Annotated in this window: 20 protein-coding genes; 13 read left to right on the top strand and 7 right to left on the bottom strand. The window is 60.8% G+C overall.

Annotation, left to right across the window (positions count from 1 at the left end):
* Positions 1–23 precede the first annotated feature (23 nt).
* The 5 genes from ACFO3A_RS05925 (at position 24) to ACFO3A_RS05905 (ending at position 3,485) form a co-directional block, all read left to right on the top strand.
* On the top strand, positions 24–1,031 hold the full coding sequence (locus ACFO3A_RS05925) for a hypothetical protein (RefSeq protein WP_377724820.1): 1,008 nt from the start codon (positions 24–26) through the stop codon (positions 1,029–1,031).
* Entirely contained in the window at positions 1,009–1,299 is a 291-nt protein-coding gene (locus ACFO3A_RS05920; RefSeq protein WP_377724819.1) for a hypothetical protein, read from the top strand. Before ACFO3A_RS05925 ends, ACFO3A_RS05920 begins: the two co-directional genes overlap by 23 nt.
* Entirely contained in the window at positions 1,296–1,832 is a 537-nt protein-coding gene (locus ACFO3A_RS05915) for a hypothetical protein (protein WP_041835895.1), read from the top strand. The genes ACFO3A_RS05920 and ACFO3A_RS05915 overlap by 4 nt, the downstream gene beginning before the upstream one ends.
* A gap of 205 nt (positions 1,833–2,037) precedes the next feature.
* Positions 2,038–2,310 (top strand): HNH endonuclease, encoded by a 273-nt coding sequence (locus tag ACFO3A_RS05910; RefSeq protein ID WP_377724817.1) that lies wholly within the window; start codon positions 2,038–2,040, stop codon positions 2,308–2,310.
* A 275-nt stretch (positions 2,311–2,585) separates the two neighbouring features.
* Positions 2,586–3,485, top strand: coding sequence for an SIR2 family NAD-dependent protein deacylase (locus tag ACFO3A_RS05905; RefSeq protein WP_377724816.1), 900 nt, complete (start codon positions 2,586–2,588; stop codon positions 3,483–3,485).
* A 79-nt stretch (positions 3,486–3,564) separates the two neighbouring features.
* Here ACFO3A_RS05905 and ACFO3A_RS05900 read toward each other — a convergent pair whose 3' ends face one another.
* Positions 3,565–4,047: a hypothetical protein gene (locus ACFO3A_RS05900; RefSeq protein ID WP_377724814.1), complete on the bottom strand. Its 483-nt coding sequence runs from the start codon at positions 4,045–4,047 to the stop codon at positions 3,565–3,567.
* Positions 4,048–4,237: 190 nt separating this feature from the next.
* Between ACFO3A_RS05900 and ACFO3A_RS05895 the strand changes: the two genes are divergently transcribed.
* From ACFO3A_RS05895 to ACFO3A_RS05865, 7 genes are all read left to right on the top strand, one after another.
* Positions 4,238–4,645, top strand: coding sequence for a hypothetical protein (locus ACFO3A_RS05895; RefSeq protein ID WP_377724812.1), 408 nt, complete (start codon positions 4,238–4,240; stop codon positions 4,643–4,645).
* Between the two features lie 194 nt (positions 4,646–4,839).
* Positions 4,840–5,616, top strand: coding sequence for a hypothetical protein (locus ACFO3A_RS05890; RefSeq protein ID WP_377724810.1), 777 nt, complete (start codon positions 4,840–4,842; stop codon positions 5,614–5,616).
* Positions 5,613–5,999, top strand: coding sequence for a hypothetical protein (locus ACFO3A_RS05885; protein ID WP_011804260.1), 387 nt, complete (start codon positions 5,613–5,615; stop codon positions 5,997–5,999). Before ACFO3A_RS05890 ends, ACFO3A_RS05885 begins: the two co-directional genes overlap by 4 nt.
* Before the next feature lie 45 nt (positions 6,000–6,044).
* A complete protein-coding gene (locus tag ACFO3A_RS05880; RefSeq protein WP_377724809.1) occupies positions 6,045–7,670 on the top strand; it encodes a DUF2779 domain-containing protein in 1,626 nt (541 codons plus the stop codon).
* A gap of 8 nt (positions 7,671–7,678) precedes the next feature.
* Positions 7,679–8,668, top strand: a complete 990-nt coding sequence (locus ACFO3A_RS05875) for a helix-turn-helix transcriptional regulator (RefSeq protein ID WP_377724807.1) — start codon at positions 7,679–7,681, stop codon at positions 8,666–8,668.
* 4 nt (positions 8,669–8,672) lie between these two features.
* Positions 8,673–10,385, top strand: coding sequence for a DUF262 domain-containing protein (locus tag ACFO3A_RS05870; protein WP_377724805.1), 1,713 nt, complete (start codon positions 8,673–8,675; stop codon positions 10,383–10,385).
* A complete protein-coding gene (locus ACFO3A_RS05865) occupies positions 10,382–12,811 on the top strand; it encodes a DUF262 domain-containing protein (RefSeq protein ID WP_377724804.1) in 2,430 nt (809 codons plus the stop codon). The genes ACFO3A_RS05870 and ACFO3A_RS05865 overlap by 4 nt, the downstream gene beginning before the upstream one ends.
* Before the next feature lie 236 nt (positions 12,812–13,047).
* On the opposite strand, the gene ACFO3A_RS05860 is transcribed toward ACFO3A_RS05865, so the two are convergent.
* The 3 genes from ACFO3A_RS05860 to ACFO3A_RS05850 form a co-directional block, all read right to left on the bottom strand.
* A complete protein-coding gene (locus tag ACFO3A_RS05860) occupies positions 13,048–14,139 on the bottom strand; it encodes a site-specific integrase (RefSeq protein WP_313146012.1) in 1,092 nt (363 codons plus the stop codon).
* Positions 14,048–14,494 (bottom strand): hypothetical protein, encoded by a 447-nt coding sequence (locus ACFO3A_RS05855; protein ID WP_377725010.1) that lies wholly within the window; start codon positions 14,492–14,494, stop codon positions 14,048–14,050. Before ACFO3A_RS05855 ends, ACFO3A_RS05860 begins: the two co-directional genes overlap by 92 nt.
* Before the next feature lie 295 nt (positions 14,495–14,789).
* The gene (locus ACFO3A_RS05850; protein WP_377724802.1) at positions 14,790–15,815 is read right to left on the bottom strand and encodes a helix-turn-helix transcriptional regulator; all 1,026 of its coding nucleotides are present in this window, start codon (positions 15,813–15,815) and stop codon (positions 14,790–14,792) included.
* Positions 15,816–15,944: 129 nt separating this feature from the next.
* Between ACFO3A_RS05850 and ACFO3A_RS05845 the strand changes: the two genes are divergently transcribed.
* Entirely contained in the window at positions 15,945–17,948 is a 2,004-nt protein-coding gene (locus ACFO3A_RS05845) for a TonB-dependent receptor domain-containing protein (protein ID WP_377724800.1), read from the top strand.
* Between the two features lie 116 nt (positions 17,949–18,064).
* On the opposite strand, the gene ACFO3A_RS05840 is transcribed toward ACFO3A_RS05845, so the two are convergent.
* The 3 genes from ACFO3A_RS05840 to ACFO3A_RS05830 form a co-directional block, all read right to left on the bottom strand.
* Positions 18,065–19,159 (bottom strand): protein-glutamate methylesterase/protein-glutamine glutaminase, encoded by a 1,095-nt coding sequence (locus ACFO3A_RS05840; RefSeq protein ID WP_377724798.1) that lies wholly within the window; start codon positions 19,157–19,159, stop codon positions 18,065–18,067.
* Positions 19,160–19,179: 20 nt separating this feature from the next.
* The gene (gene cheD / locus ACFO3A_RS05835; RefSeq protein WP_377725001.1) at positions 19,180–19,872 is read right to left on the bottom strand and encodes a chemoreceptor glutamine deamidase CheD; all 693 of its coding nucleotides are present in this window, start codon (positions 19,870–19,872) and stop codon (positions 19,180–19,182) included.
* A gap of 114 nt (positions 19,873–19,986) precedes the next feature.
* A complete protein-coding gene (locus tag ACFO3A_RS05830) occupies positions 19,987–20,820 on the bottom strand; it encodes a CheR family methyltransferase (RefSeq protein WP_377724999.1) in 834 nt (277 codons plus the stop codon).
* Positions 20,821–20,828: the final 8 nt, after the last annotated feature.

Below are 20,828 nucleotides of genomic sequence, written 5' to 3'. Positions count from 1 at the left end.
CTAGTGTTGTTAATTAAACAAGCATGGCACGTCCACGAATCGGCAGGCAGTCGTCCGCCGAATACCAACGTCGCTACCGCGAGCGCAAGAAGGCCCAGGGTGCCATGGCGCAAACCAACTGGATGCTGGACGTGCGCCTGACGGATGCGATCCGGCACGAGGCCAAGGCTCGGGGCCTGCGCGAATCTGAACTCGCCACGGAAATCCTGGGCGAGTGGTACGAGGCCCGATTTGGCGGCCGATTACCACCGGCGCAGGCCGTTCCGCCCCAAGACACCGCTGCGCCTCCCCCTCCACCGACGCCCATCAACGCCACGGTCGAACTGTTGCTGGGCAAGCTGGAGGAGCTGGGTTTCGTCATTCCGCTGCAGGGCATGGCTACGCAGTGCCTGCATGGGGACGAACGCAATGGCCTGTGGGCCACGGTCTCCCTCAACGGGCTGGATGCCATCGAGTTCGGCCTGGACGAGCGCACCGACAGCCTGGCGCAGAACATCCTGCATTGCGTAGTGGACACGGTGACACGCCATGCCTGGCTGACCAGTGACGTCTATGGCGAGCTGAACCAGGACAGGGACATCGGCACCAAGATCAACACAAAAGGCCTACAGGCGCTCGACGATGCATTTATGCAACTACGCGAGTTCATCATGGCCAAGCGCAAGCCACTGCACTATGAAGAAACGCTGGCCGCTCTGCCGGGCTATCTGGACCAGGAGCCGTCACGCTCGCTGCTGGCTCTGGCATTTCAGCGGGTGGGTCTGGAGCTGGTGCATGTGCCCTCTACCGATCTGGTGATTTCTGCGGCAGAGCCGCCGCAGAACATTGCGCTGCATGACCTGGAAGCACTGGCGCAGTACGTGCGGCAGGAGTTTTTGTGCATGGGGCGAACGATCTACACCGTCCCCCTGTGGGATGGCGGAGAACTCATCGCCTACGCACCCGAGGCCCGCGCCACCGTGTATGCAGGACTACGGATGCCCCCCCTGATGCAGAGGAAGGACAGCCATGAACACCACCGAGGCCGCTGATCTGGCTGCCGAGCTGCGCAAAGCAGCGCAAGACCTGCTGCTGTGTGTCAACGCCATCGTGGGGCAGGAGCAATCCCTGGCCACTGATTTGCTGAGGTATTTTCCGGGACGATTGGAGTTGTTGGCCTTGCGTATCGCGCCACGCCCACAGGCCGATATGCTACCTGATTGGCCACAGTGGAATGCATCCGGTGAAGACCATTTTCAGGCCCTGCTGGAGCGCCAGCGGTGGCGGTTGCAATGTCGTTCGGAAAGGCGCGCTCTGTGAATCGGAATCTTCGCACCCTGCGCCACTGGATTGCTTGCGGCCTGGCCTTGTCTGGCGTTGGCCTCGCGTGTGCACAAATGCCCGTGCCGCTGCTCGATACCGCTGCCGCACCAGCCACAGTGCAGCAGCTCGAAGCCTTGCTTCAATGCAAGGCCGGAACGGTGTTGACGACCGATGAAGTGGAATCCAAGCTCCGCGCCATCGGCCTCATCAAAGGGGCGGATGGCTTCTTGATGCCTTCACAGAAAGGCCCTCTGCCATCGCTGTTCGGAGACGAGGTGGTGGCAGCGCTGGTCACAGCCGCTGACGGTGAGAACAGGGCAACCGTCTATCTGAAACGCCTGGCAGGCAAGCAGCTGGCCAAGCGGCTGGGCGTCAGCCAGATCGACGAACAGGCGGACACTAACGAGCCGTCGTACTTCAAGCAAACCAGCAAAAAGACGACCTTGCTGGTCGGCGCGGCATCTGAGGTTTTTGTGGGCATCGACGGCGTCAGGTACCAATCGGCGGTGGCTTGTCAGCAGGTCAGATGAACATCAACACGCACATATTGGATGCATAGACACTTCGGATTCCTCGCTCATTGGCTTAGTTTGCTAAAACGCAGATCAGGATCGACAGCCAGGGTCTTTCTGGATACCGAATTCACCGGGCTCGACTGGCGCTATCCACGTCGCCTGATTTCGATCGGACTGGTGGCCAGCGAGGAGAGTCTGGGCGAATGGTATGCAGAGGTCGATGGCTGGTCAGTGGAGGATGGCCCTGCCCGAAGTCTTGCACGCGAGCCACGCCAAACCCTGGGCAGAGTGCGCCAACGATGCCGAGCGGCTGGACGTGTTCAACGGCTTCTTGCTGGTCGCCAATCTGGATGCGCTGTTCGACCGTTTTTTGATCAGCTTTGACGACACGGGTCGGTTGGACGGCTTTCAAGAAGCCACCGTGAAACTGGCGCTGCAGCTCCGGCAAATGGGCGGATCTTTCCGCGAATACCTCAAGGGCCTGGTGTTGTAACACTGCGGCACCCTGCCGCGACACAGTCTGTCGCGGCTCTCCAGACAATCCCCTCATTCAGCCCAAACAGGCTCTTGCGCGTGCCCCAAAAAGCGCAAGCAGCTATCAAGAGAGGAGTATTCATGCCCACAGGCGCGTTGCCCGACCCGCTATACCACCTGGCACGCCAGCACTTGCTATTCTCGGGTGACACCCGCATTTCCTCTTTACAGCGACGGCTGCGCATAGGATACGAACACGCCCGTGCCCTACGTGAGGCTCTGCGAGGCGACGCATTGGACTACCACGCAGACACCGACACCTGGCATATCCATCCCAACGCCGACCGACAGACCGACTATCTGTTGGCCGACAAACTCCAACGCGCCGCACACTTGCTGCAAGGCTCCAGCGCGCTGATGATCGCTACCGGCGAGGGCATGGCTGCCGACAGCGGCCTGCCAGACTTGCGCGACGCAGCCACCTTTTCGCACACCTGGCCAGCGCTTGCCAGACAGGGGCTCGGCTTTGAAAAAATGACCTCGCCTCAAGCCTTCGATGAACACCCCGCCACGGCGTGGGGCATGTATGGCCAGCGGCTGAACCTGTGTCGCGCCACAGAGCCCCACGCCGGATACACCCTGCTGCGCCAGTGGGGTCAGCGCATGCCGCACGGCTGCTTCGTGTTCACCAGCAACGCCGACGGGCGCTTTCACAAAGCTGGTTTCCCGGCCGCCCGCATCTACGAATGCCTCGGCTCCATCCACCGGCTGCAATGCACAACGGCCTGCGGCGCCCACCCATGGCAGACCGGCCACCTGCACCCACAGGTGGACAGCGCCACCTTGGAGTGGCAAGGCGATTTGCCTCACTGCCCCCGCTGCGGCGCTCTGGCACGGCCCAACCTGTTGATGATCGATGACGGGCAATGGAACCCCATCCGCAGCACCCAGCAACGGATGCTGCTGGACATGTGGCTCGACAGCACCCCCTCCCCGCTGGTGTTGGAGATAGGCGCCAGCCGTGCCGTTGCCACCGTACGCAACTTCACCCGGCGCATGCAGCGGCGCGGCAGCCCTCTGATTCGCATCAACCTGCACGAGGCGAACATCCACAACCCCGGCGACATCGAGCTGGCGCTGGAGGCCAAGGAGGCACTGGAAGCGATTGCGACGCACCTTCCTCAGGGCGGCTGAGCATGCCCCCCAGACATTTTTCTGCAAAGCGTTCGGGCATTCACTCGGGCAGAACCGCCACCGATTCCTGCACCGGCCGTCACCACGATTCGATACGCTGCTGGATCAGCATCACATCCGTCCAAATTTTTCCAATGCCCAAGAGCGCGCCCCAGTCGTAGCCCAGAACATGATCGCAAAGGTCATGGAAAAGCCAGCAGTGGTATTCACCCTGCAAGGGGTGGCCATCCCAGTGCTGGTATTCGTTCCAGTTGCGCCGGGGATTGCCTTCGTCCAGGCAAGCGCTTGGGAGTAGCAGCGTGGCGACGATGTTGTCGTCATCTTTCTTCCAGCCGGGGTGGTCTTCGCGCAGGATGCACTGCACCGCCACCTCGGTTTCCACATTCTCGAACAGGGCATCGCCATGGCGGCGCAAGCCACCTGCGCCGTAATACCACTCTAGGCTGCGGGCATGGCGCTGGCGTATCCACTCTTCGGCGGCCCACAATTTCTCGTTGAGCAGGCGCAGGCGCTCCTGCTCTTTCGAGGTCAATGCGGAAAATCTTTCGGCGGGCGTGGTCATGGGCTTCCTCTGTGCCATTGCGGTGGCGCCAGACTATTCGGCATTGCGACAAAAAGTGACGCACTCGCCACCCACGGAAAGCGACACATTTTGTCGCAGCCACGCCGGATGATGCAGCCATACAAGGAGTTGAACCATGCCCCAACTGTTCCACACCATCGACCACATCGCCCGCACCTAACAGCGTAGCGTGCTGATGCTCTCGTTCTACGACCGCGCACTCAAGGAGCGGTTGGACGCTGCCCCGCCAGACAGCCAGTTTGACGCATGGCAGCAGTGGCGGGATCACCGGCAGGAGGCTTGGGAAACCCTACCCATCCGCCAGCTAATCATCAACTGGCTGAACGCCAAGGGCATTGCCTGGCAGCCCTGCGCGCCTTTCATGTCAAGCGGGGTGATGATGTGCGGCTACATGGGGGATATTTACCTTGACATTCCTTACGACAAGGATTTACCGCTATACCAAGAGTTGGAAGCATATTTGCAATACTCGGACGACCGCATACGCTTCGACAATGTGATGTTCCTCCACATGCCTCTGGAACTGGCAATGGAAAACGCCGAGCAGGATGAACCAGGCTTCCTTGACAATATGTGAAAAAAGAAAAATAAGAAGCCCCGAACGAATTCCTGCAATCCTTCATACGCTCCAAGAATTTTGGGAGAAACATCCTGACTGGCGGCTTGGCTAACTGCTGGTCAACATCGCAAAACCCTCTGAGCCATGCCCTCGGCTTTTCTACCTTGAGGATGACGTATTCTTGGAGCGGCTCCAAGAAATGTCAAAATCTGATGACAGCAAATCCAAACTTTGAGACATGGGCCACATCCTATTCGGGCTGCGACGGCGGGGACATTGGCAGTCCTGAACGGCGTGCCATATGGCTATGCGGCATCGAGTGGGGCGGTGCCTGCACCGCCGAGCAACTCCAGAACGAAATGCGGCGCGGCGAGCCCTGTCCGCCCAGAGGCTATGGCGATGCCTCGGAAAACCTGACTTACATTTTCAACCGGCAAGCCATGAAGATACTCGCTGCCATTCATGGCCGCCCCGTGTCTGAATACCGCGATTTTTGCCAACAGGCCAAACCATTTACCCAAGGTTCATCGGGTTACTTCAAGATTAATCTCTACCCCATCGCCTTTAAGGACACGAACCAGGCCCGGTGGCATTCCAATTTTGCAGAAGCGACCGGCTTGGAGAACAAATCCGACTATCTCGATTGGTGCAGAAAGCACCGTTTCCCACGCATGCGCCAGTGGGCTGCAACGGCACGGCCCAAGCTTATCCTGTGCCTTGGCAAGAGCTACCGAGATGACTTTCAAAAGGCGTTCCATGACAAAAACTCAACTTTCACTCACGAACCACCCATCGACGGTCGCGACCTGTGGTGGGGCGTCAATGCCGAGAGCACCCTGGTCGCTGTCATTCCTTTCATGGTCAACCGCTATGGGCTGACCCGCAACGACAGCATCCAAAAATTCGGCTACCGGATTGCACAACTGATGCAGCAGCATGGCTGCCGACAGGCGCAAATACCTGAACTCAATACATCAACGATCCTATGACCCCAGCACTTGACGCGCTTCTGTGCCAGCGGTACCCGCAGCTATTCCAGCACCGTCACGCCGAGCCGCAGACCTGCGCCATGAGCTGGGGCCTGCAATGCGGTGATGGCTGGTTCGACCTGATCGACATCCTGTGTGAAAGCCTGCAACAGGAAACCGAGCACGGCGACGCACCACAAGCGGTCGCCATGCAGGTCAAGCAAAAATGGGGGCGGCTGCGCTTTTCCGTGGAATCCGCCTCCGAACGCCAGCAAGCCATGATCGACCTGGCCGAAGCGCTGTCCGCACGCCTGTGCGAGCAGTGCGGCAAGCCCGGCAAGATGCAATCCATCAAAGGTTTCCGCACTGTGCGCTGCGAAGAACATGCGTCGACTCAACCATGACGGGCGGGAGCTCACCCACTCGAGGGACCAATTGCAATCGTTCCCATGTATGAGCGTGATGGCCGACTGCTCCACGTTAGTCTTGAGGACGTTCCCCAGCCGGAGCTGTATCAGTTTTGGACGGCGCTGCGCGATCGCAGCGCAGTAGATGATGAGCCCATCACCACACCAGCCACACAATCTGCCATGCGCGTGCTGTCCAAATCCAAGCTATTGGCTTTTCGCCAATGCCCCAAGCGCCTGTGGCTCGAAATCCACCAGCCTGAGCGGCGCAAGGACTCCGGTGCCAGCCTGGCCAGCTACGCCACGGGCCACCAGGTGGGGGACATTGCACGGCGGCTGTACAACCCGTTCGAGCAGGGTCAGTTAATCGACCCGCAGGCCGAAGGCTTCGATGCAGCTTTTGCCCGCACCCAGGTACTGCTGCGGTCCGCACAGCCAATCTTCGAGGCAGGTTTTCGTGCCGAGGGCGCACTGGCCTTTGCCGATGTGCTGCTGCCCACCGCCAAGGGCTGGCGCATGGTGGAGGTCAAGTCCAGCGCGAGCGTGAAGGACTACCACCGCGACGATGCCGCCGCGCAGTCCTTCCTGGCCCGTGCCAGTGGAGTGCCGCTCCAATCCATCGCTGTCGCACACATCGACAGCGGCTGGAGCTACCCTGGCGGCGGCGACTACCGGGGCCTGCTGATGGAGGTGGATGTGACTGCTGATGCATTGGGCCGCGACCATGAAGTGCGCAGCTGGATCGCCAGCGCACAGGCCGTAATGGCCCTCGAGAAAGCCCCACCCATCGCCACCGGCGGCCAGTGCCATGCGCCCTATGAATGCGGCTTCATCACTCACTGCCAAAGCCAGGAGCCATCGGCGGAACACCCCATCCACTGGCTGCCGCGCCCCAGCAACACGCTCAAGACATACGTCGCGGAGCACGGCATCCGCGAACTGCGCGACGTGCCGGACGATCTGCTCAACCCCACGCAGCAGCGCGTGAAGGCTGCTACCTTGTCGAGCCAGGCGTATTTCGACCGTTGCGCTGCCGCGCAGGCACTGGCGGCACACAGACTGCCGGGTTATTTCATCGACTTCGAGACCATCCAGTTCGCTGTGCCGATCTGGGAAGGCACCCGGCCCTACCAGCAAATTCCCTTCCAGTTTAGCGTCCATCGCCTGGGGCGCACGGGACGGGCCACGCACCATGCGTTCCTCGACCTCTCTGGCGGCAACCCCGGACGTGCTTTTGCCCAAGCTCTCATCACCGCCTGCGGCGAATGCGGCCCTGTGTTCGTCTACAACGCCGCGTTCGAAACCACCCGCATCCGCGAACTGGCCGACCGCTACCCAAGCCTGGCCCCTGCGCTGCACGCCATCAACGACCGCGTGGTCGATCTGCTGCCCGTGGCACGCCAGCACTACTACCATCCCAGCCAGCAGGGCAGCTGGAGCATCAAGGCCGTTCTGCCAGCCCTATGCCCTGATCTGGGTTACGACCAACTCGATGGCGTGCAGGACGGCGGTATGGCCCAGCAGGCCTATCTAGAGGCCATCGCCTCCACCACCAGCGCGGGGCGCAAGGCCGAGCTGGAACGCCAGTTGCTCGCCTACTGCTGCCTCGACACCTGGGCCATGGTGCGCCTGTGGGCAGTCTTCACCAACACCCCCTTGAAAGGCTGACGCACTCCATGGCCAAGCGACCCGACACCCTGGACACCGCACTGCTCATGGTGGAGCTACTTCGCCGCATACCGCGCGGGCGCAAGATCACCACGGCAGAGCTGCACCAGCAGCTGCAGAGCGCGGGTTTTGAGCGCGATCTGCGTACCATCCAGCGCCAAGTGGAAACTCTGAGCGAGCATTTCGACATCGAGCGCGACGACCGCAGCAAACCCTACGGTTACCGCTGGCGCGAGTGCGCTCAGGGCCTAGCCGTGCCCCAACTGCCCCCCCAGGAGTCGCTGCTGCTGCAACTGGCCGAAGAACACCTCAAACATCTGCTGCCAGCGCGGCTGATGCAGTCCATGGACGGCTTTTTCAGCCAGGCCCGGCGCAACCTGGGTGACAGCCACAACCAGCGCAGCGACACAGCGGCTCTGGAGCGTGAATGGCCACGCAAGGTGCGGGTTGTGGCCACAAGCCAGCCGCTGCTGCCGCCGGCCATCGCCCCTGACGTGCTGGAAGCCGTGAGCGATGCGCTGTACGCCAACCGCTGGCTGCATATCGACTATCAAAACGCTGCAGGCAAGCGCCGCCAGGCAAAGGTCATGCCCCTGGGCCTGGCCCAACAAGGCCCGCGCCTGTATTTGGTGTGCCGCTACGAGGGTTTTGCCAACGAGCGCAGCCTTGCACTTCACCGCATTAACCAGGCCGAGGCATCCACTCTGGCTTTCGAGCGCCCTGCGGAATTTGATCTACAGAAGTACGACGAGGATGGGCGATTCGGCTTTGGCGAGGGGCAGAGGGTGCAGCTCACGTTCTGCATTGATAACGACGCCGGTTTCCATCTGCGGGAAACACCGCTGTCAAAAGACCAGCAGGTGCATGACCAGGAGGATGGCTGGATGAAAATTACCGCGACGGTGGTGGACAGTGCGATGCTGGACTGGTGGCTGCGCGGGTTTGGGCAAGCATTACGCGACGTGCAGAAAACGCCATTGACGACCAAGGAACAATGACCCGATGAGCTACAAACTCGAATACCGAACCATCTGCTTTGGTGTTGATTCAGCAAGCCGCCTGCCCACCCAGGGCATAGAGGGAACCTTCTTCATCCCCTCCTACCAACGCGGCTATCGCTGGACTGCGGACGAAGTCACCAAGCTGCTGGACGACATCTGGGAGAGCGCAGGCCAGCGCTACAGCCTGCAGCCTATCGTCGTGAAAAGCCTGGGCACCGGCGCATGGGAGCTGATCGACGGCCAGCAGCGCCTGACAACCCTGTGGCTGCTGCTGCGCTTCATGAACAAAGGTGAGCCCCGCTACCACCTGGAATACCAGACCAGGGCTGGCAGCCAGGCGTACCTGAGAGAACTTGATGCCGCGCAAGCTGAGGAAAACATCGACTACTTCCACATGCACCAGGCCTATGCAACGATTGCTGGCTGGTTCGCAAACAAGATGGGGCTGCAGTACCAACAATTTCTGGTCGATGAGATGTTCCGTTTTCTCTCGACCTCCGTGCGCATCATCTGGTACGAAGTTCCAGAAAACGAAGAGCCCATCCCACTGTTCACCCGCTTGAACCAGGGCCGCATTCCGTTGACCGATGCGGAGCTGCTCAAGGCGGTCCTGCTGTCGAAAGTGCAGGAAAAGCACCCTGGCCGCGAGACCGAGATCGCCGCGCAGTGGGACGGGATTGAGCGTGATTTGCAACGGCCGGATGTCTGGGCCTTCGTCACAGGCCAGGCAGCTGCACAGGGCCGCGTCACCCTGCAGCACGGCACGCGCATCGACCTGTTGTTCGATACCCTGGCAAAGAAGCCCGCCACGGGCGCGCCGGCGTATCACACCTTTGACCAATTGCGCCCTCAGGCCGAGGGCGATTCACTGGCCTTCTGGGCGAAAGTGGAAGCACTGCACGCGCAAATCCTGGGTTGGTTCGAAGAGCCGCTCTGGCACAACAAGATCGGTTTCCTGGTGACCTGTGGATTGTCCCTGCAGGCCATTTTCGACCTGGCCCAGGGGCAAGGCAAGAAGGCCTTCGACAATGCCCTCACCTCACGCATCAAGGCCACACTGAATACCCGCGCCGACGATCTCGACGGCACCCTGCACTACGAGAACAGCAGCCATAAAGTCACATTGCAGCGTCTGCTGCTGTTGTTCAACATCGAGGTCCGCCGTGACCGCTTTCCATTCAAGGAGCACGTCGGCGCCACATGGTCCCTGGAGCATATCCATGCGCAGAACGCCCAGGACTTGATCCGCGCAGAGCAATGGGAGACGTGGCTTGCAGAGCATCGCCAGGCCTTGAGCGACATCCGGGCAACAGGCAACATGGCCGCTATTGACCCGTTGCTGGCCGACATCAACGCAGCTACTCCGCACCTGCATACCAAGCAGTTTGGTCTGGAAGAATTCAAGGCGCTGGCAGGGAGGGTTCTCGTGGAACTCAATGACGGCGTGGAAGAAGAGGCGGACCACAGCATTGCCAACCTGGCATTGCTATCCCTCGGCGCCAACGCCGCGCTGAGCAATGCAGTTTTTGAAGTCAAACGCAGCAAAGTGCTGGCGATGGACAGGCGCGGCGACTACATCCCGGCCGCCACGCGCAACGTGTTCCTGAAGTACTACGCGCCTGCATACCGGCTGCAACCTCATTTCTGGGGAGACGCCGACAAAGACGCCTATCTCCGAGAAATCAAGAAAAAACTGGCCGCATACCTGCAATGACCGATACCCCCATGACCACACCGCCAGCACAAGGCGACGGCACCCTTACCAGTCTGGCACAACTGTTTTCCCGGCCCATCAATGGCACGCAAGTGCAAGCCATCGAGATCCCACTGTTCCAGCGCGACTACGCCCAAGGCCGCAAGAACGAGCAGGCACGCCAAGTGCGCGAACGCTTTATTGCCGACCTGTGTGCCGCGCTGGACAGCGATGGCAAGAGCCTTCACCTCGACTTCGTCTTTGGCGACGTAGTGAACAAGGAGGACGGCGGCAAGCAAATACCTACGCTGTACCCGCTGGACGGCCAGCAGCGCCTGACGACCCTCTTTCTGCTGCACTGCTATCTGGCCTGGCACCAGCCACAGAGCAGCGCAAGCGCGCAGCCGTGGCACGCATTTCAATACGCCACGCGCCCCGGCGCGCGGGCGTTCTGCCAGTTCCTGACCCAATGCAGGCCCCGCATGGATGCTCAGCCGGTTTCAGCATGGCTGTGCGACCAGGCCAACTACCTGCCCACCTGGAAGCACGACCCCACCATCCAGGGCATGCTGGTGGTGCTGGATGCTCTGCACCGGCACTACCAAGATCAACCCAGCGAACTCCTGCATGCCGCCTGGCTACGGCTGACCGACCCTGTAAACCCGGCGATCCGCTTCCTGCTGCTGCCCGTGGCCGCGCAAAAGCTCGACAACACGTTGTACGTGAAGATGAATTCACGCGGCAGGCCCTTGACCGGGTTCGAGAACTTCAAGGCCGACCTGGAAGCCCTGCTGCACAAGAACCCGGCACTGCTGGAAGCGGCCGGCGCAGCCGTGAAGGCGTTCTCGCACAAGATCGACACAGACTGGGCCGACCTGTTCTGGCCCTACCGGGGCGACAACCACCTGATCGACGAAGAATGCGTGCGCTACCTGCGCTTTCTCTTCGAGGTGCGGGCGTGGAAACAAGGCCTGTCCGTGCAGACGAGCCTGGGCGACCTCAGCGCCCTTTCAGTTCTTTCGAAAGCTCTGCTGGGCAACCAGGCGTCAGCAGCCCACGACAACCTCGATTGGATTGCACGCGCACTCGATGTCTGGCTCACCGTGCAATCCGCTGGGTTGTCTGGCCCCCAAGCCATTGCCCCGCTGTTTACCAGCCTTTTTACCCGAGATACCGAGAGCATCGCTTCAACGCCCCTGCGCATCTTCAACTTCCGCGACTTCGGGGACGCCCCGGTGGGCGTGAACATGTTCCATGCCTGCTGCCGCCTGTATGGCACGCGCCCCTGGTCGCTGGCGCACACCGTGCTGCTGTATGGCGTGCTGCACGGCCTGATGCAGGGCACGCCGCTGGCAGACATGCACCACCGGTTGCGCATTCTGCGTAACCTGATCGAAGCCTCGCGCAGCGAAATCCGCGCCGACTCCACCCGCAACAATATGCCCGCTTTGCTCGCGGAGGTGGAAACCATCATGGCGGGCGGGCCGCTACATGCCGTGGAAACCTTCAACCAGGTTCAGGTTCGCAACGAGCAGGCCAAGCAAGCCCTGGTAGGGGCCCACCCCACGCTGCACGAATCCGTGTGCCAGCTCGAAGACCATGAACTGCTGCGCGGGGGATTGACAGTGTTCGACCTCAGCCCCGCACAGGATCCTCGCGCCTTTGCCAGCCGCGCAAGGCAGTTTTTCACGTTGTTCAAGCACCCTTACCACCAGGTCAGCGCCGCCCTTCTGGCCAAGGGCCATACAGGCAGAAGCCGCCAGCGCAGCTCGGGCCATCGCCTGACCTATATCGGAGCCCCGCGGCAGCGGCAGGCAGGGCTGTGGGAAAACCACTGGCGTATTCGCTACAACGAAGCCATCCACCCCAGCGCCGCTGCCCTGCAAGGCCTGCTGGACGACCTGGCCTTCGGACAAACACCGCAAGCCGTCATCGACACGTTCGTGCAAGCCCCTTCCACGCCAAAAGACTGGCGCTACTACATCGCCAAATACGAGGCAATGCGCGGTGCGAGCCTGGATTTCGCTGGCAACTACGTTCTGGGGCCCGGCCCAGGCTACGCCATCTGTATGCCCTTGAGCGACTCCTGCGACAACCGCAGCAACCACCATGACGCCTATTTGCTGGCTCTGGCCAGCGAAGCGGGACTGCCCCCATCAGACATTGGCAACCACGGTTGGCCGCGTTGCTTTCCAGGCCACGAAACCAATGAACGCCATCTAATACTACGACGCAGCGGGCTCAAGATCCGCTGTGTGGAAAACGGCTGGGCGCTGAGCGATATCCCCGGCGAGCCGGCACTGCGCAGCGCCTTCGATACCGTGGCAAGCAGGTACGCCATTCAGGATGGCTTATTTGCCGTGCCGCAAACCCAGGGCATAGACATTGAAGACCGCATCATCCTAGGCGCGCAGTTACTGCATGAGTTGATCGAAGCCGGACTTTGAGACTTGGCTTGCGCCCGAGAATACCCACAGACATGGCAAGCGCTACCAGCAAAAATTAAAGGAATGCTATAGGAACACCTTATAGGTATAGAGAAGGGGTGATCTAACGAACCGACAAGGGGCGATCTAACGAACCCCGCCCCAGCACGCAATGAGGGGCGATGTATCGAACCACAAAGGGGCGATGTAACGAGGACAACCGGAGCAGAACACAGCCTTGTCCACAGCCAGCCGATCTACCCCAGCTTCTTCGCCAGGTCTTCGGCACGGGGATGGTAGTAACGCTTGAGCATGCGCAAATCCTTGTGACCTGTCACGGCAGACAACTCCAAGACGTTGCTCAGCTTTTCCGACAAACGAGACGCGGCTTCGTGGCGAGTGTCATGAAAATGGACATCCTCCAGAAAGCCGCGAACAGGCCGCTTTCCGGCTGCTCGGCAATCTTCCTTGTACTGCTGCTGGGCGCGCTCCAAAGCACGCTGGAATCCTTTGCGCAAGGCCATGGCCGTCGTGGGAAATACCGGCCCTTCAAGAACATCGCCTACACCAGCCAAAGTTTGCAGCCCCTGCAGGATGACTACCGCCCTGCGTGACAAAGGTACCATGCGCGAATCGCCATTCTTGGTATCTGGCAAAAATGCTGTCTGCCGCGCCAGATTCACATACTCCCAGCGCAAGGACAACAACTCCCCCCGGCGCATCGCCGTCTCCACGGCTAATTCGACCAGGGGTTGCAACCATGGGTTGCGCGCCCCCTTGCTGAACGTGCCATCGGCCAGGCGCTCACCGCCCGTCAAGGCTGCGAGCAAATACGCCATCTCCTCATCCGTAAAGCGCCTGTCCCTGGCTTTGGCCTTCTCCGGGCGGCGCACCAGGGGCACGGGGTTCTCGATATGGATGCCCCACTCACGCCGTGCGTGGTTGATTGCCGCCGACAGAACGTCGATTTCTCGGTTAACCGTCGCCCCACTGACCTGCTTGAGGCGACGGTCACGCCAAGCAGCGACAATCGAACTGTTCAAAGCCGAAATCTTGATCTGGGTTAGAGCGGCATCCTTGAGCAAGACTTTGATCTTGGTGGACTCGATCACGGCGGACTTTTTCTGCGGAGTGACTTCCTGCTGATACCGCAAGAGAATGTCGGCCAATGTGTTGCGTTCGGCCTCCCGACGGTCGATGAAGCCGGTTGTCTCCAGCTCTCGCTCCATCGCTCGCACCCAGCGCTCGGCATCTTCCTTATATGAGAAGGTTCTTGACTGAGCAGGGAAGCCACGGCGCCTGACCTTGGCTTGCCACTGCAGTTCTCCGCGTTTTGTGATAGTACCCATCGGCCCGTGTCCCCGAAGTGTCCCAAATAATGGATTCCATCATACAACCCATTGATTTTATTGACAACACAAAGGCGTTCGGGACGTAGAGGCCGGAGGTTCGAATCCTCTCACCCCGACCAGAATTGCCTTGTAAATCAAGGGTTTGGAACAGCCGCCGCGACGCGGCTGTTTTGCTTTCTGGCGGTTCTGTGCCAATGTTGTGCCAAATGGCCAGGATTCTCTTGGCGTCTATCAGCCAGCCCACCTCCCGGTTGTTGACCAGCACCACCAGGACACGGGGTTCAATGCCCTCTGCCAGAAGCTCACGCACGCGCTCACTGCGCTCGGCAACCAGCGGTAGGCCGGGTGCCATGTATAAAAGCGGCGCCAGCGATATGGAGCGCTTGGCCCGTGGCTGGGTTCCTGAAAGAAAGCGTTCCCCGAAACAGATGACCTGGGTGCCATGCGTTGGCTTCAGGCTGATCTGAGAACTTGTTCACGATCTCCGCGTGGGTGTGCCGTCGCGGCCTCGGGCGCTCTGCGTCGTTGCAAATTCTCGCCATAGCACCGCTATGACTGCGGTTTGCGCCTTGCAGCCCATCCCGATCCGCAGGTCCCGCTTGGCTGCGCGATTCGTGCAGAGCATCCCTAGGGAAGCAGAAAAAAGATCACCCCTTTTTCCCCACCAGCCCCCGAGGCGAAAATCCATAAACCCGCCGAAACGCCGTTGAAAAATTCCCTGGGCTGCGGTACCCCGCCAGCTCTGCCGCCTGTGCCATGCTGATGCCCTGGGCCGTGATGGCATCGGCTGCCCGGCGCAAGCGGCTTTCGCGCAGGTGGTCGAAGATGGCCTTGCCGAAAGCCTGGCGGAACTGGCTCTGCAAGGTGCTGGCGTTGCAGCCCATGTGCTGCGCGATGGCGCCCAGGGTGAGCGCATCGGCGGCGCCGCTGTCCAGCCAGTCACGCAGGCGGCAGGCGCGTTGGTATTCGGCAGGCCGCAGGGTGGTGGTCGTTTCAGCAACGGCCATGCCGCACTGGGCCGGTTCCAGTTGCGCCAGGGCTTCGATGACCAGCTCCAGCGCCAGGCGCTCCTGCACCAGCCCCTGAAGCGGCCCGTCCTGCGTCCCGGGGGCGGACAGCAGTTGTTCGGCCAGATAGGCCGTCCGGGGCGAAGGCGTCCAGGCCGTCATGGACAGGTGCGGCCTGGCGTTCAGCTCCCCCAGGCCGGCCTGCTCCAGCCAGTGCGGCATCAGCGTGATGACCAGCATCCGCTCCCGCGAGGATGCCCGGCAGCGGTGTTCGTACAGCGCCGATTCCCGCAGCGTGACCAGCGCCGCCCGCGGCCCCGGCCCAGTGGGCAGCGGCAGGGCCAGGCCGCCGATGCGCAGCCTGCCGCCGCCTTGCAGTTTCAGCACGATCTTGACCCCGTTGCCGGACAGGGGAAAACGGCTGGTCATGCCGCGCAGATAGGTCACGTCCGTGCGGTGCAGGAAGAACCCGTCGCGCAATTCGGTCAGGGACAGCGTGCCGTTCAATACCCGGCCACCGGCGGCCTGCTCCGATGCGTTCAACGCGCCGCCATCGCCCAGCCGGTCGAGCAGCGTGGCCGTCTGCGTCTGTGCCTCGGCCGGGGCCGATAACGAAACCGCCCGGCGGTTCACGATCGAGGCAAAAGTTTTTGTGGCAGCAAACATATTCCTTGTCGGCGCAAAAGAAGCGGGTTGGAGGGCTGCGGATACTACGCGATTATTTGGTAACAGTTCTCAATCGCAACGGGTTTGTGTGCCATTTTGGCCAAGACCCCGTCCATCCCCACCATGTCTGTGAAAAACCTCCGCCTCCATCCCCTGCTCCTGGCCCTGCCGGGCCTTTTTACGGCATCCCTCGCCCTGGCGCAGGAGCAAGCCCTGCAAACCGTCGATGTGCGCGGCAAGCTCATTTCCGACGTGACCACCGCCGTCTCCAGCGATGACGTGCAGACCCGCGCTGCCCGCAGCCTCGGCGAGATGCTGCGTGACGAGTCTGCCGTCTCGGTCGGCGGCGGCGCGGCCATCGCGCAAAAGCTCTACATCCGGGGCATCGAGGATTCGATGCTCAACACCACGCTGGACGGCGCAGCGCAAAGCGGCCGGGCCTTTCACCACCAGTCGCGCCTGCTGGTCGACCCCGAACTGATCCAGAGCGTGGAGATCGACCGGGGCGCCACCCCCGCCAGCGCCGGGCCGGGGGCACTGGCCGGCTCCATCCGCATGACGACCAAGGATGGCCGCCAGCTTCTGCGCGAGGGCCAGACCATCGGTGCCAGCGTGCGCGGCGGCGTGGCCTCCAACGACGGGCACCGCTGGGGTGCGACGGTGTATGGCCTGGCGGGCGAGAGCGTGGACTTCCTGCTCTCCGCCAACCGCGATAAGAACGACGATTACAAGGCCGGCGACGGCACCCGGCAAACCTACAGCGGCTCGACGCAAAGCAGCCAGCTGGGCAAGCTCAACTGGCGCATCGCCCCCGGCCACCGCCTGACGCTGGGCTACCAGAGCGTGCAGGACAAGGGCACGCGCTACCTGCGCCCCAACTTCTGGCAGATTCAGCCGGGCAATTCGCTCATGCCGCAAAAAACCACGCGCGACACGCTCACTGCCACCTACCACTTCGACGGCGCGGGCCACCTGCCGGCGATGGAGCTGGGCCTGTTCTCCGACACGCTGAAGGTCACGCGCACCCCCACGACGGCGCAGCCGCAGTTCAACAAACCGGCAGGCTATACGTTCGGCGAGGAAATCACCTCCAGCGGCCTGAACTTCAAGGCCGCCAGCCGCGTGGCGGGCGCGACGGTGCGCTACGGGCTGAACATCCATCGCTTCGAGATGGACGCCATCAATGCCCGTCCGCCGGTCATCTCCACCAGCAACGGGCACGAGAAAAGCGACGTCAAGGGTCTGTTCGCCGAAACCAGCATCCCGCTGGGCGATCAGTTCCTGCTGGGCGCAGGCACGCGCTACGACTGGTACAGCTATACCGACAACCACGGGCAACGCATCACCAGCAATGGCCTGAGCCCCAACGCCTCGCTGACCTGGATGGCCACCGACGCCCTGAGCGTGCGGGCCTCCGCAGGCCGCACCCTGCGTGGCGCGGGGCTGAAGGAAGCCTTCTACGTGGACAACACCCGCTGGCGCAACAACCCCGACATCCGGCCGGAAAAAGCCGACAACTTCGAGCTGGGCGTGAACTACAACCAGGGCCCCTGGAGCGCCAAGGCCACGGTGTTCCGCCAGCATATCCGCAACTTCATCACCACCACCACGAACGCAACCTGGCTGGTGGACAACGTGGGCACGATGAAGTCCTCCGGCTACGAACTGAGCGCCGCCTGGGACAACGGCACCTGGCGCAGCGGCTTGGCCGTGGCCAGCGCCAGCCCCAAGCTCAATGGCTATGACCTGGGCGACGAGGCCTACGGCCTGGGCGTCTCCACCGGCCGCAGCTGGAACCTGAACCTGGGCTACCGCCTGCCTGCATGGAATCTGGACTTCGAGTGGTTCGCCCGCTTCATGGAAGCCAAGACATCCACCGAATACCTGATCTCCGAAGGCCGCACCGCCACCAAGCACAAGCCCGGCTTCGGCGTGCATGACGCCTACGTCAACTGGCTACCCACCGGCAACGACCGCGTGCGCGTGACCTTCGGCGTGCGCAACCTGTTCAACAAGTTCTATTACGACCAGGGCAGCTACGCCTACTACGTGGACGCCGCCGGCAACAGCACGGGCCGGGGCTTTGCCGAGCCGGGCCGCAACGTGCGTCTGGACGTGACCTGGAAATATTGAACCCGGCAAAAGCAAAGGCCAGCTCCAACGGCACCCTTTAGGGAATATTGCCGTTGGAGCTGGCCTCGATTGGAAAACAGCAAACGAGGAGCGCCGCTTAGGGCGCCAACACGCTCTCAAATGCGGTGACGCACCTCGCCACCTGCCGAGCGCAGACGGCCCAGCAAGGCCTCTGCAATCTTGCCCAGCGGCAGGACCTCATCGGCAGCGCCATGGGCAATCGCCTCACGCGGCATACCGAACACAATGCAGCTGGCCTCGTCCTGCACATAGTTGTAGCTGCCCGCATCCTTCATCTCGCGCATGGCAGCTGCGCCATCTGCGCCCATTCCGGTAAGCATCACGCCAAAGGCGTTGCGCCCGACAAACTGCGCCACTGATTTGAAGAGTACCTCGACCGAAGGCTTGTGCCGGTTGACGGGAGGGTCGTCGTTCACCACGGCCACATAGTTTGCACCGCTGCGGCTGATGGAAAACTGCTGCCCGCCAGGAGCAATGTAGGCGTGCCCCGGCAAGATACGCTCGCCATGCACCGCCTCTTTGACCGTGATCTGGCACAGGCTATTGAGCCGGGCCGCAAAACTGGTGGTGAACCCCGGGGGCATGTGCTGGGTAATGACAATCGCCGGAGCGTCCGCGGGCATATGCACCAGCACCTCCTTGATCGCCTCGGTGCCGCCCGTAGAGGCGCCGATGGCAATCAGCTTTTCGGTCGAAACCCGGCCCAGCAGGCTGGCGCTGGAAGGGGCCGGTTTGGCCGCCGTCGTCGCTGCTCCGGCCGTGGCCGAACGCACCATGCGATGCACATGCGCCTTGGCCGCAATGCGAACTTTGTCCACAATCTCGGCGGCCAGTTGCTGGAGCCCGTTGGCGACACCGATGCGCGGCTTGGCGACAAAATCGACGGCACCCAGCTCCAGAGCCCGCATCGTCACTTCGGCGCCACGCTCGGTCAGCGTGGAAATCATCAGCACCGGCATCGGCCGCAACCGCATCAGTCGCCCCAGGAAGTCAATCCCGTCCATCCGCGGCATTTCGACATCCAGCGTAATCACATCCGGATTCAACTCACGAATCATTTCACGGGCAACCAGTGGATCGTTGGCAGTGCCAACGCACTCCATATCGGCTTGGCGATTGATGATTTCGGCTAGCAAACTCCGCACCAATGCAGAGTCATCCACCACCACCACCCGAATCTTGCTCTTCATGCCTTCTCAGCCCTTTTTCATCAAAACAAATCTACGCTGCCACCTGCACTGCTCTTGGCCAATTGCACCGCACTGCCCGTTGCACGTTCGCGCTCGACCAGCGCTTCCGGGTGGGCGTGCGCCAACCGCTTGACCATCGCTTTTCCCGTCGTGGGGAAATACACCACCTTGCGCGGATAAATATCCAGAACATCTTCCGAAACGATGGGAATCCGTTCGGTTTGCAGGTACTGGGTGACGAAGTCGGTATTGCGCTCCCCCACATTCATGGTGGTAAAACTGGCCATCACCTGACCACCCCCAAAAATCTTGGCCTGCATGCTTTCCCGGCGGGCACCGAGCTTGAACATCTCGTTGATCAACACTTCCATGGCGAACGAACCATAGCGGCCGGAAGTATCGGTACTATCCCCTTCGGGCAGCATGAAATGGTTCATCCCGCCAATATTCAGGCTGCGATCCCACAAACACGCAGCAATGCAGGACCCCAGGACGGTACAAATCATCATATTTTCAGTGGTGACGTAATACTCGCCCGGCAGCACCTTGACGGCACCGTACTGGAAATGATGGTCAAAATAATAGAACGATGCCTCTCCCGGTTTATGGGCACGCTGGCGCAACACGCTCAACGCATCCAAAGAAACCGGCCCGGCACTACTGTGCGCCTTCCCTCCAAACGAAGAAACACTCGGCGTAGCAATACGAGGCATGGCGCTGCGCTTACTTTCCCAGCCCCCTCCTGAGGAGTTTCCCAATCCTGTTTGCATAGGATTCATGGTTTTGCCCTTATTGCACTATCTGGTCTATTTTTTGCCGCAACGGCATCAAACACGCTCGTAGACTGTTTTTCCCTTTAAGACAAACAAATCCCTTGAATCACTGAAATTTTCTGCATGCCCCACAAACAAGGTGCCTCCGGGCTTCATGACCCTATGGATTTTCTCCAGCACCTTGCGCTGCGTTGGCGCATCGAAATAAATCATGACATTTCGGCAGAATACAACATCGAATGTTTCCTTGAAAGGCCAGTCATCCTTGATCAGATTGACCTGAATAAAATCAATCATCTTGCGCAATTCTGGCTTCATGCGTACCAACCCTGCATTTGTGCCCTTGCCGCGCAAGAAGAATTTCTTCAGACGCTCCTGACTTAAGCTCTTGACGCCTTCCATCCGATACACGCCATGGGCACCCGTAGCCAACACTTTGGAGTCAATATCGCTGGCAGTCAGCTTGAAGTTGGCCTGTCCCCCCAACGCTTCCAATGCGGTCATCACAATGGAATAAGGTTCTTCTCCGGTGGAAGCAGCACTGCACCAGACCCGCCACGGAGTGCTTGGCGGCTTGGATTTCAACAATTGGGCAAGCGCTTCAAAATGGTGATTTTCCCGGAAAAAAGCAGTCAAATTCGTCGTCAGGGCATTGACAAATTGCTGCCACTCATTGGCATCGCCCTGGCGCTCAAGCCAATCCAGATAGGCATCGAAGCTATCGTAGCCCGTTTCACGCAAGCGCCGCGACAGACGGCTGTACACCATTGCATGCTTGCCATCGTGCAGGCTAATGCCTGCATGTTTATAGATTAGCCCCTGTACCCGGGAAAAATCTGCTGAAGTCCAGGCAAACTCACGCTCCTGTAAAGCAGAACCGCTGCCCATTGCGGTAG

The organism is Comamonas nitrativorans (assembly GCF_042654765.1).
In the GTDB taxonomy this organism is placed as follows: domain Bacteria; phylum Pseudomonadota; class Gammaproteobacteria; order Burkholderiales; family Burkholderiaceae_C; genus Comamonas; species Comamonas nitrativorans.
This window is presented reverse-complemented; position numbering and strand designations above follow the sequence as displayed.

Coding starts and splice junctions, on each gene's coding strand:
- ACFO3A_RS05875 (WP_377724807.1), top strand. CDS start 7,679: ATGGCCAAGCGACCCGACACCCTGGACACCGCACTGCTCATGGTGGAG.
- ACFO3A_RS05830 (WP_377724999.1), bottom strand. CDS start 20,820: ATGGGCAGCGGTTCTGCTTTACAGGAGCGTGAGTTTGCCTGGACTTCA.
- ACFO3A_RS05855 (WP_377725010.1), bottom strand. CDS start 14,494: ATGGCACCCGGCCTACCGCTGGTTGCCGAGCGCAGTGAGCGCGTGCGT.
- ACFO3A_RS05910 (WP_377724817.1), top strand. CDS start 2,038: ATGGCTGGTCAGTGGAGGATGGCCCTGCCCGAAGTCTTGCACGCGAGC.
- ACFO3A_RS05885 (WP_011804260.1), top strand. CDS start 5,613: ATGACCCCAGCACTTGACGCGCTTCTGTGCCAGCGGTACCCGCAGCTA.
- ACFO3A_RS05860 (WP_313146012.1), bottom strand. CDS start 14,139: ATGGGTACTATCACAAAACGCGGAGAACTGCAGTGGCAAGCCAAGGTC.
- cheD (WP_377725001.1), bottom strand. CDS start 19,872: ATGCCTCGTATTGCTACGCCGAGTGTTTCTTCGTTTGGAGGGAAGGCG.
- ACFO3A_RS05900 (WP_377724814.1), bottom strand. CDS start 4,047: ATGACCACGCCCGCCGAAAGATTTTCCGCATTGACCTCGAAAGAGCAG.
- ACFO3A_RS05850 (WP_377724802.1), bottom strand. CDS start 15,815: ATGTTTGCTGCCACAAAAACTTTTGCCTCGATCGTGAACCGCCGGGCG.
- ACFO3A_RS05925 (WP_377724820.1), top strand. CDS start 24: ATGGCACGTCCACGAATCGGCAGGCAGTCGTCCGCCGAATACCAACGT.
- ACFO3A_RS05840 (WP_377724798.1), bottom strand. CDS start 19,159: ATGAAGAGCAAGATTCGGGTGGTGGTGGTGGATGACTCTGCATTGGTG.
- ACFO3A_RS05870 (WP_377724805.1), top strand. CDS start 8,673: ATGAGCTACAAACTCGAATACCGAACCATCTGCTTTGGTGTTGATTCA.
- ACFO3A_RS05865 (WP_377724804.1), top strand. CDS start 10,382: ATGACCGATACCCCCATGACCACACCGCCAGCACAAGGCGACGGCACC.
- ACFO3A_RS05890 (WP_377724810.1), top strand. CDS start 4,840: ATGACAGCAAATCCAAACTTTGAGACATGGGCCACATCCTATTCGGGC.
- ACFO3A_RS05880 (WP_377724809.1), top strand. CDS start 6,045: ATGTATGAGCGTGATGGCCGACTGCTCCACGTTAGTCTTGAGGACGTT.
- ACFO3A_RS05920 (WP_377724819.1), top strand. CDS start 1,009: ATGAACACCACCGAGGCCGCTGATCTGGCTGCCGAGCTGCGCAAAGCA.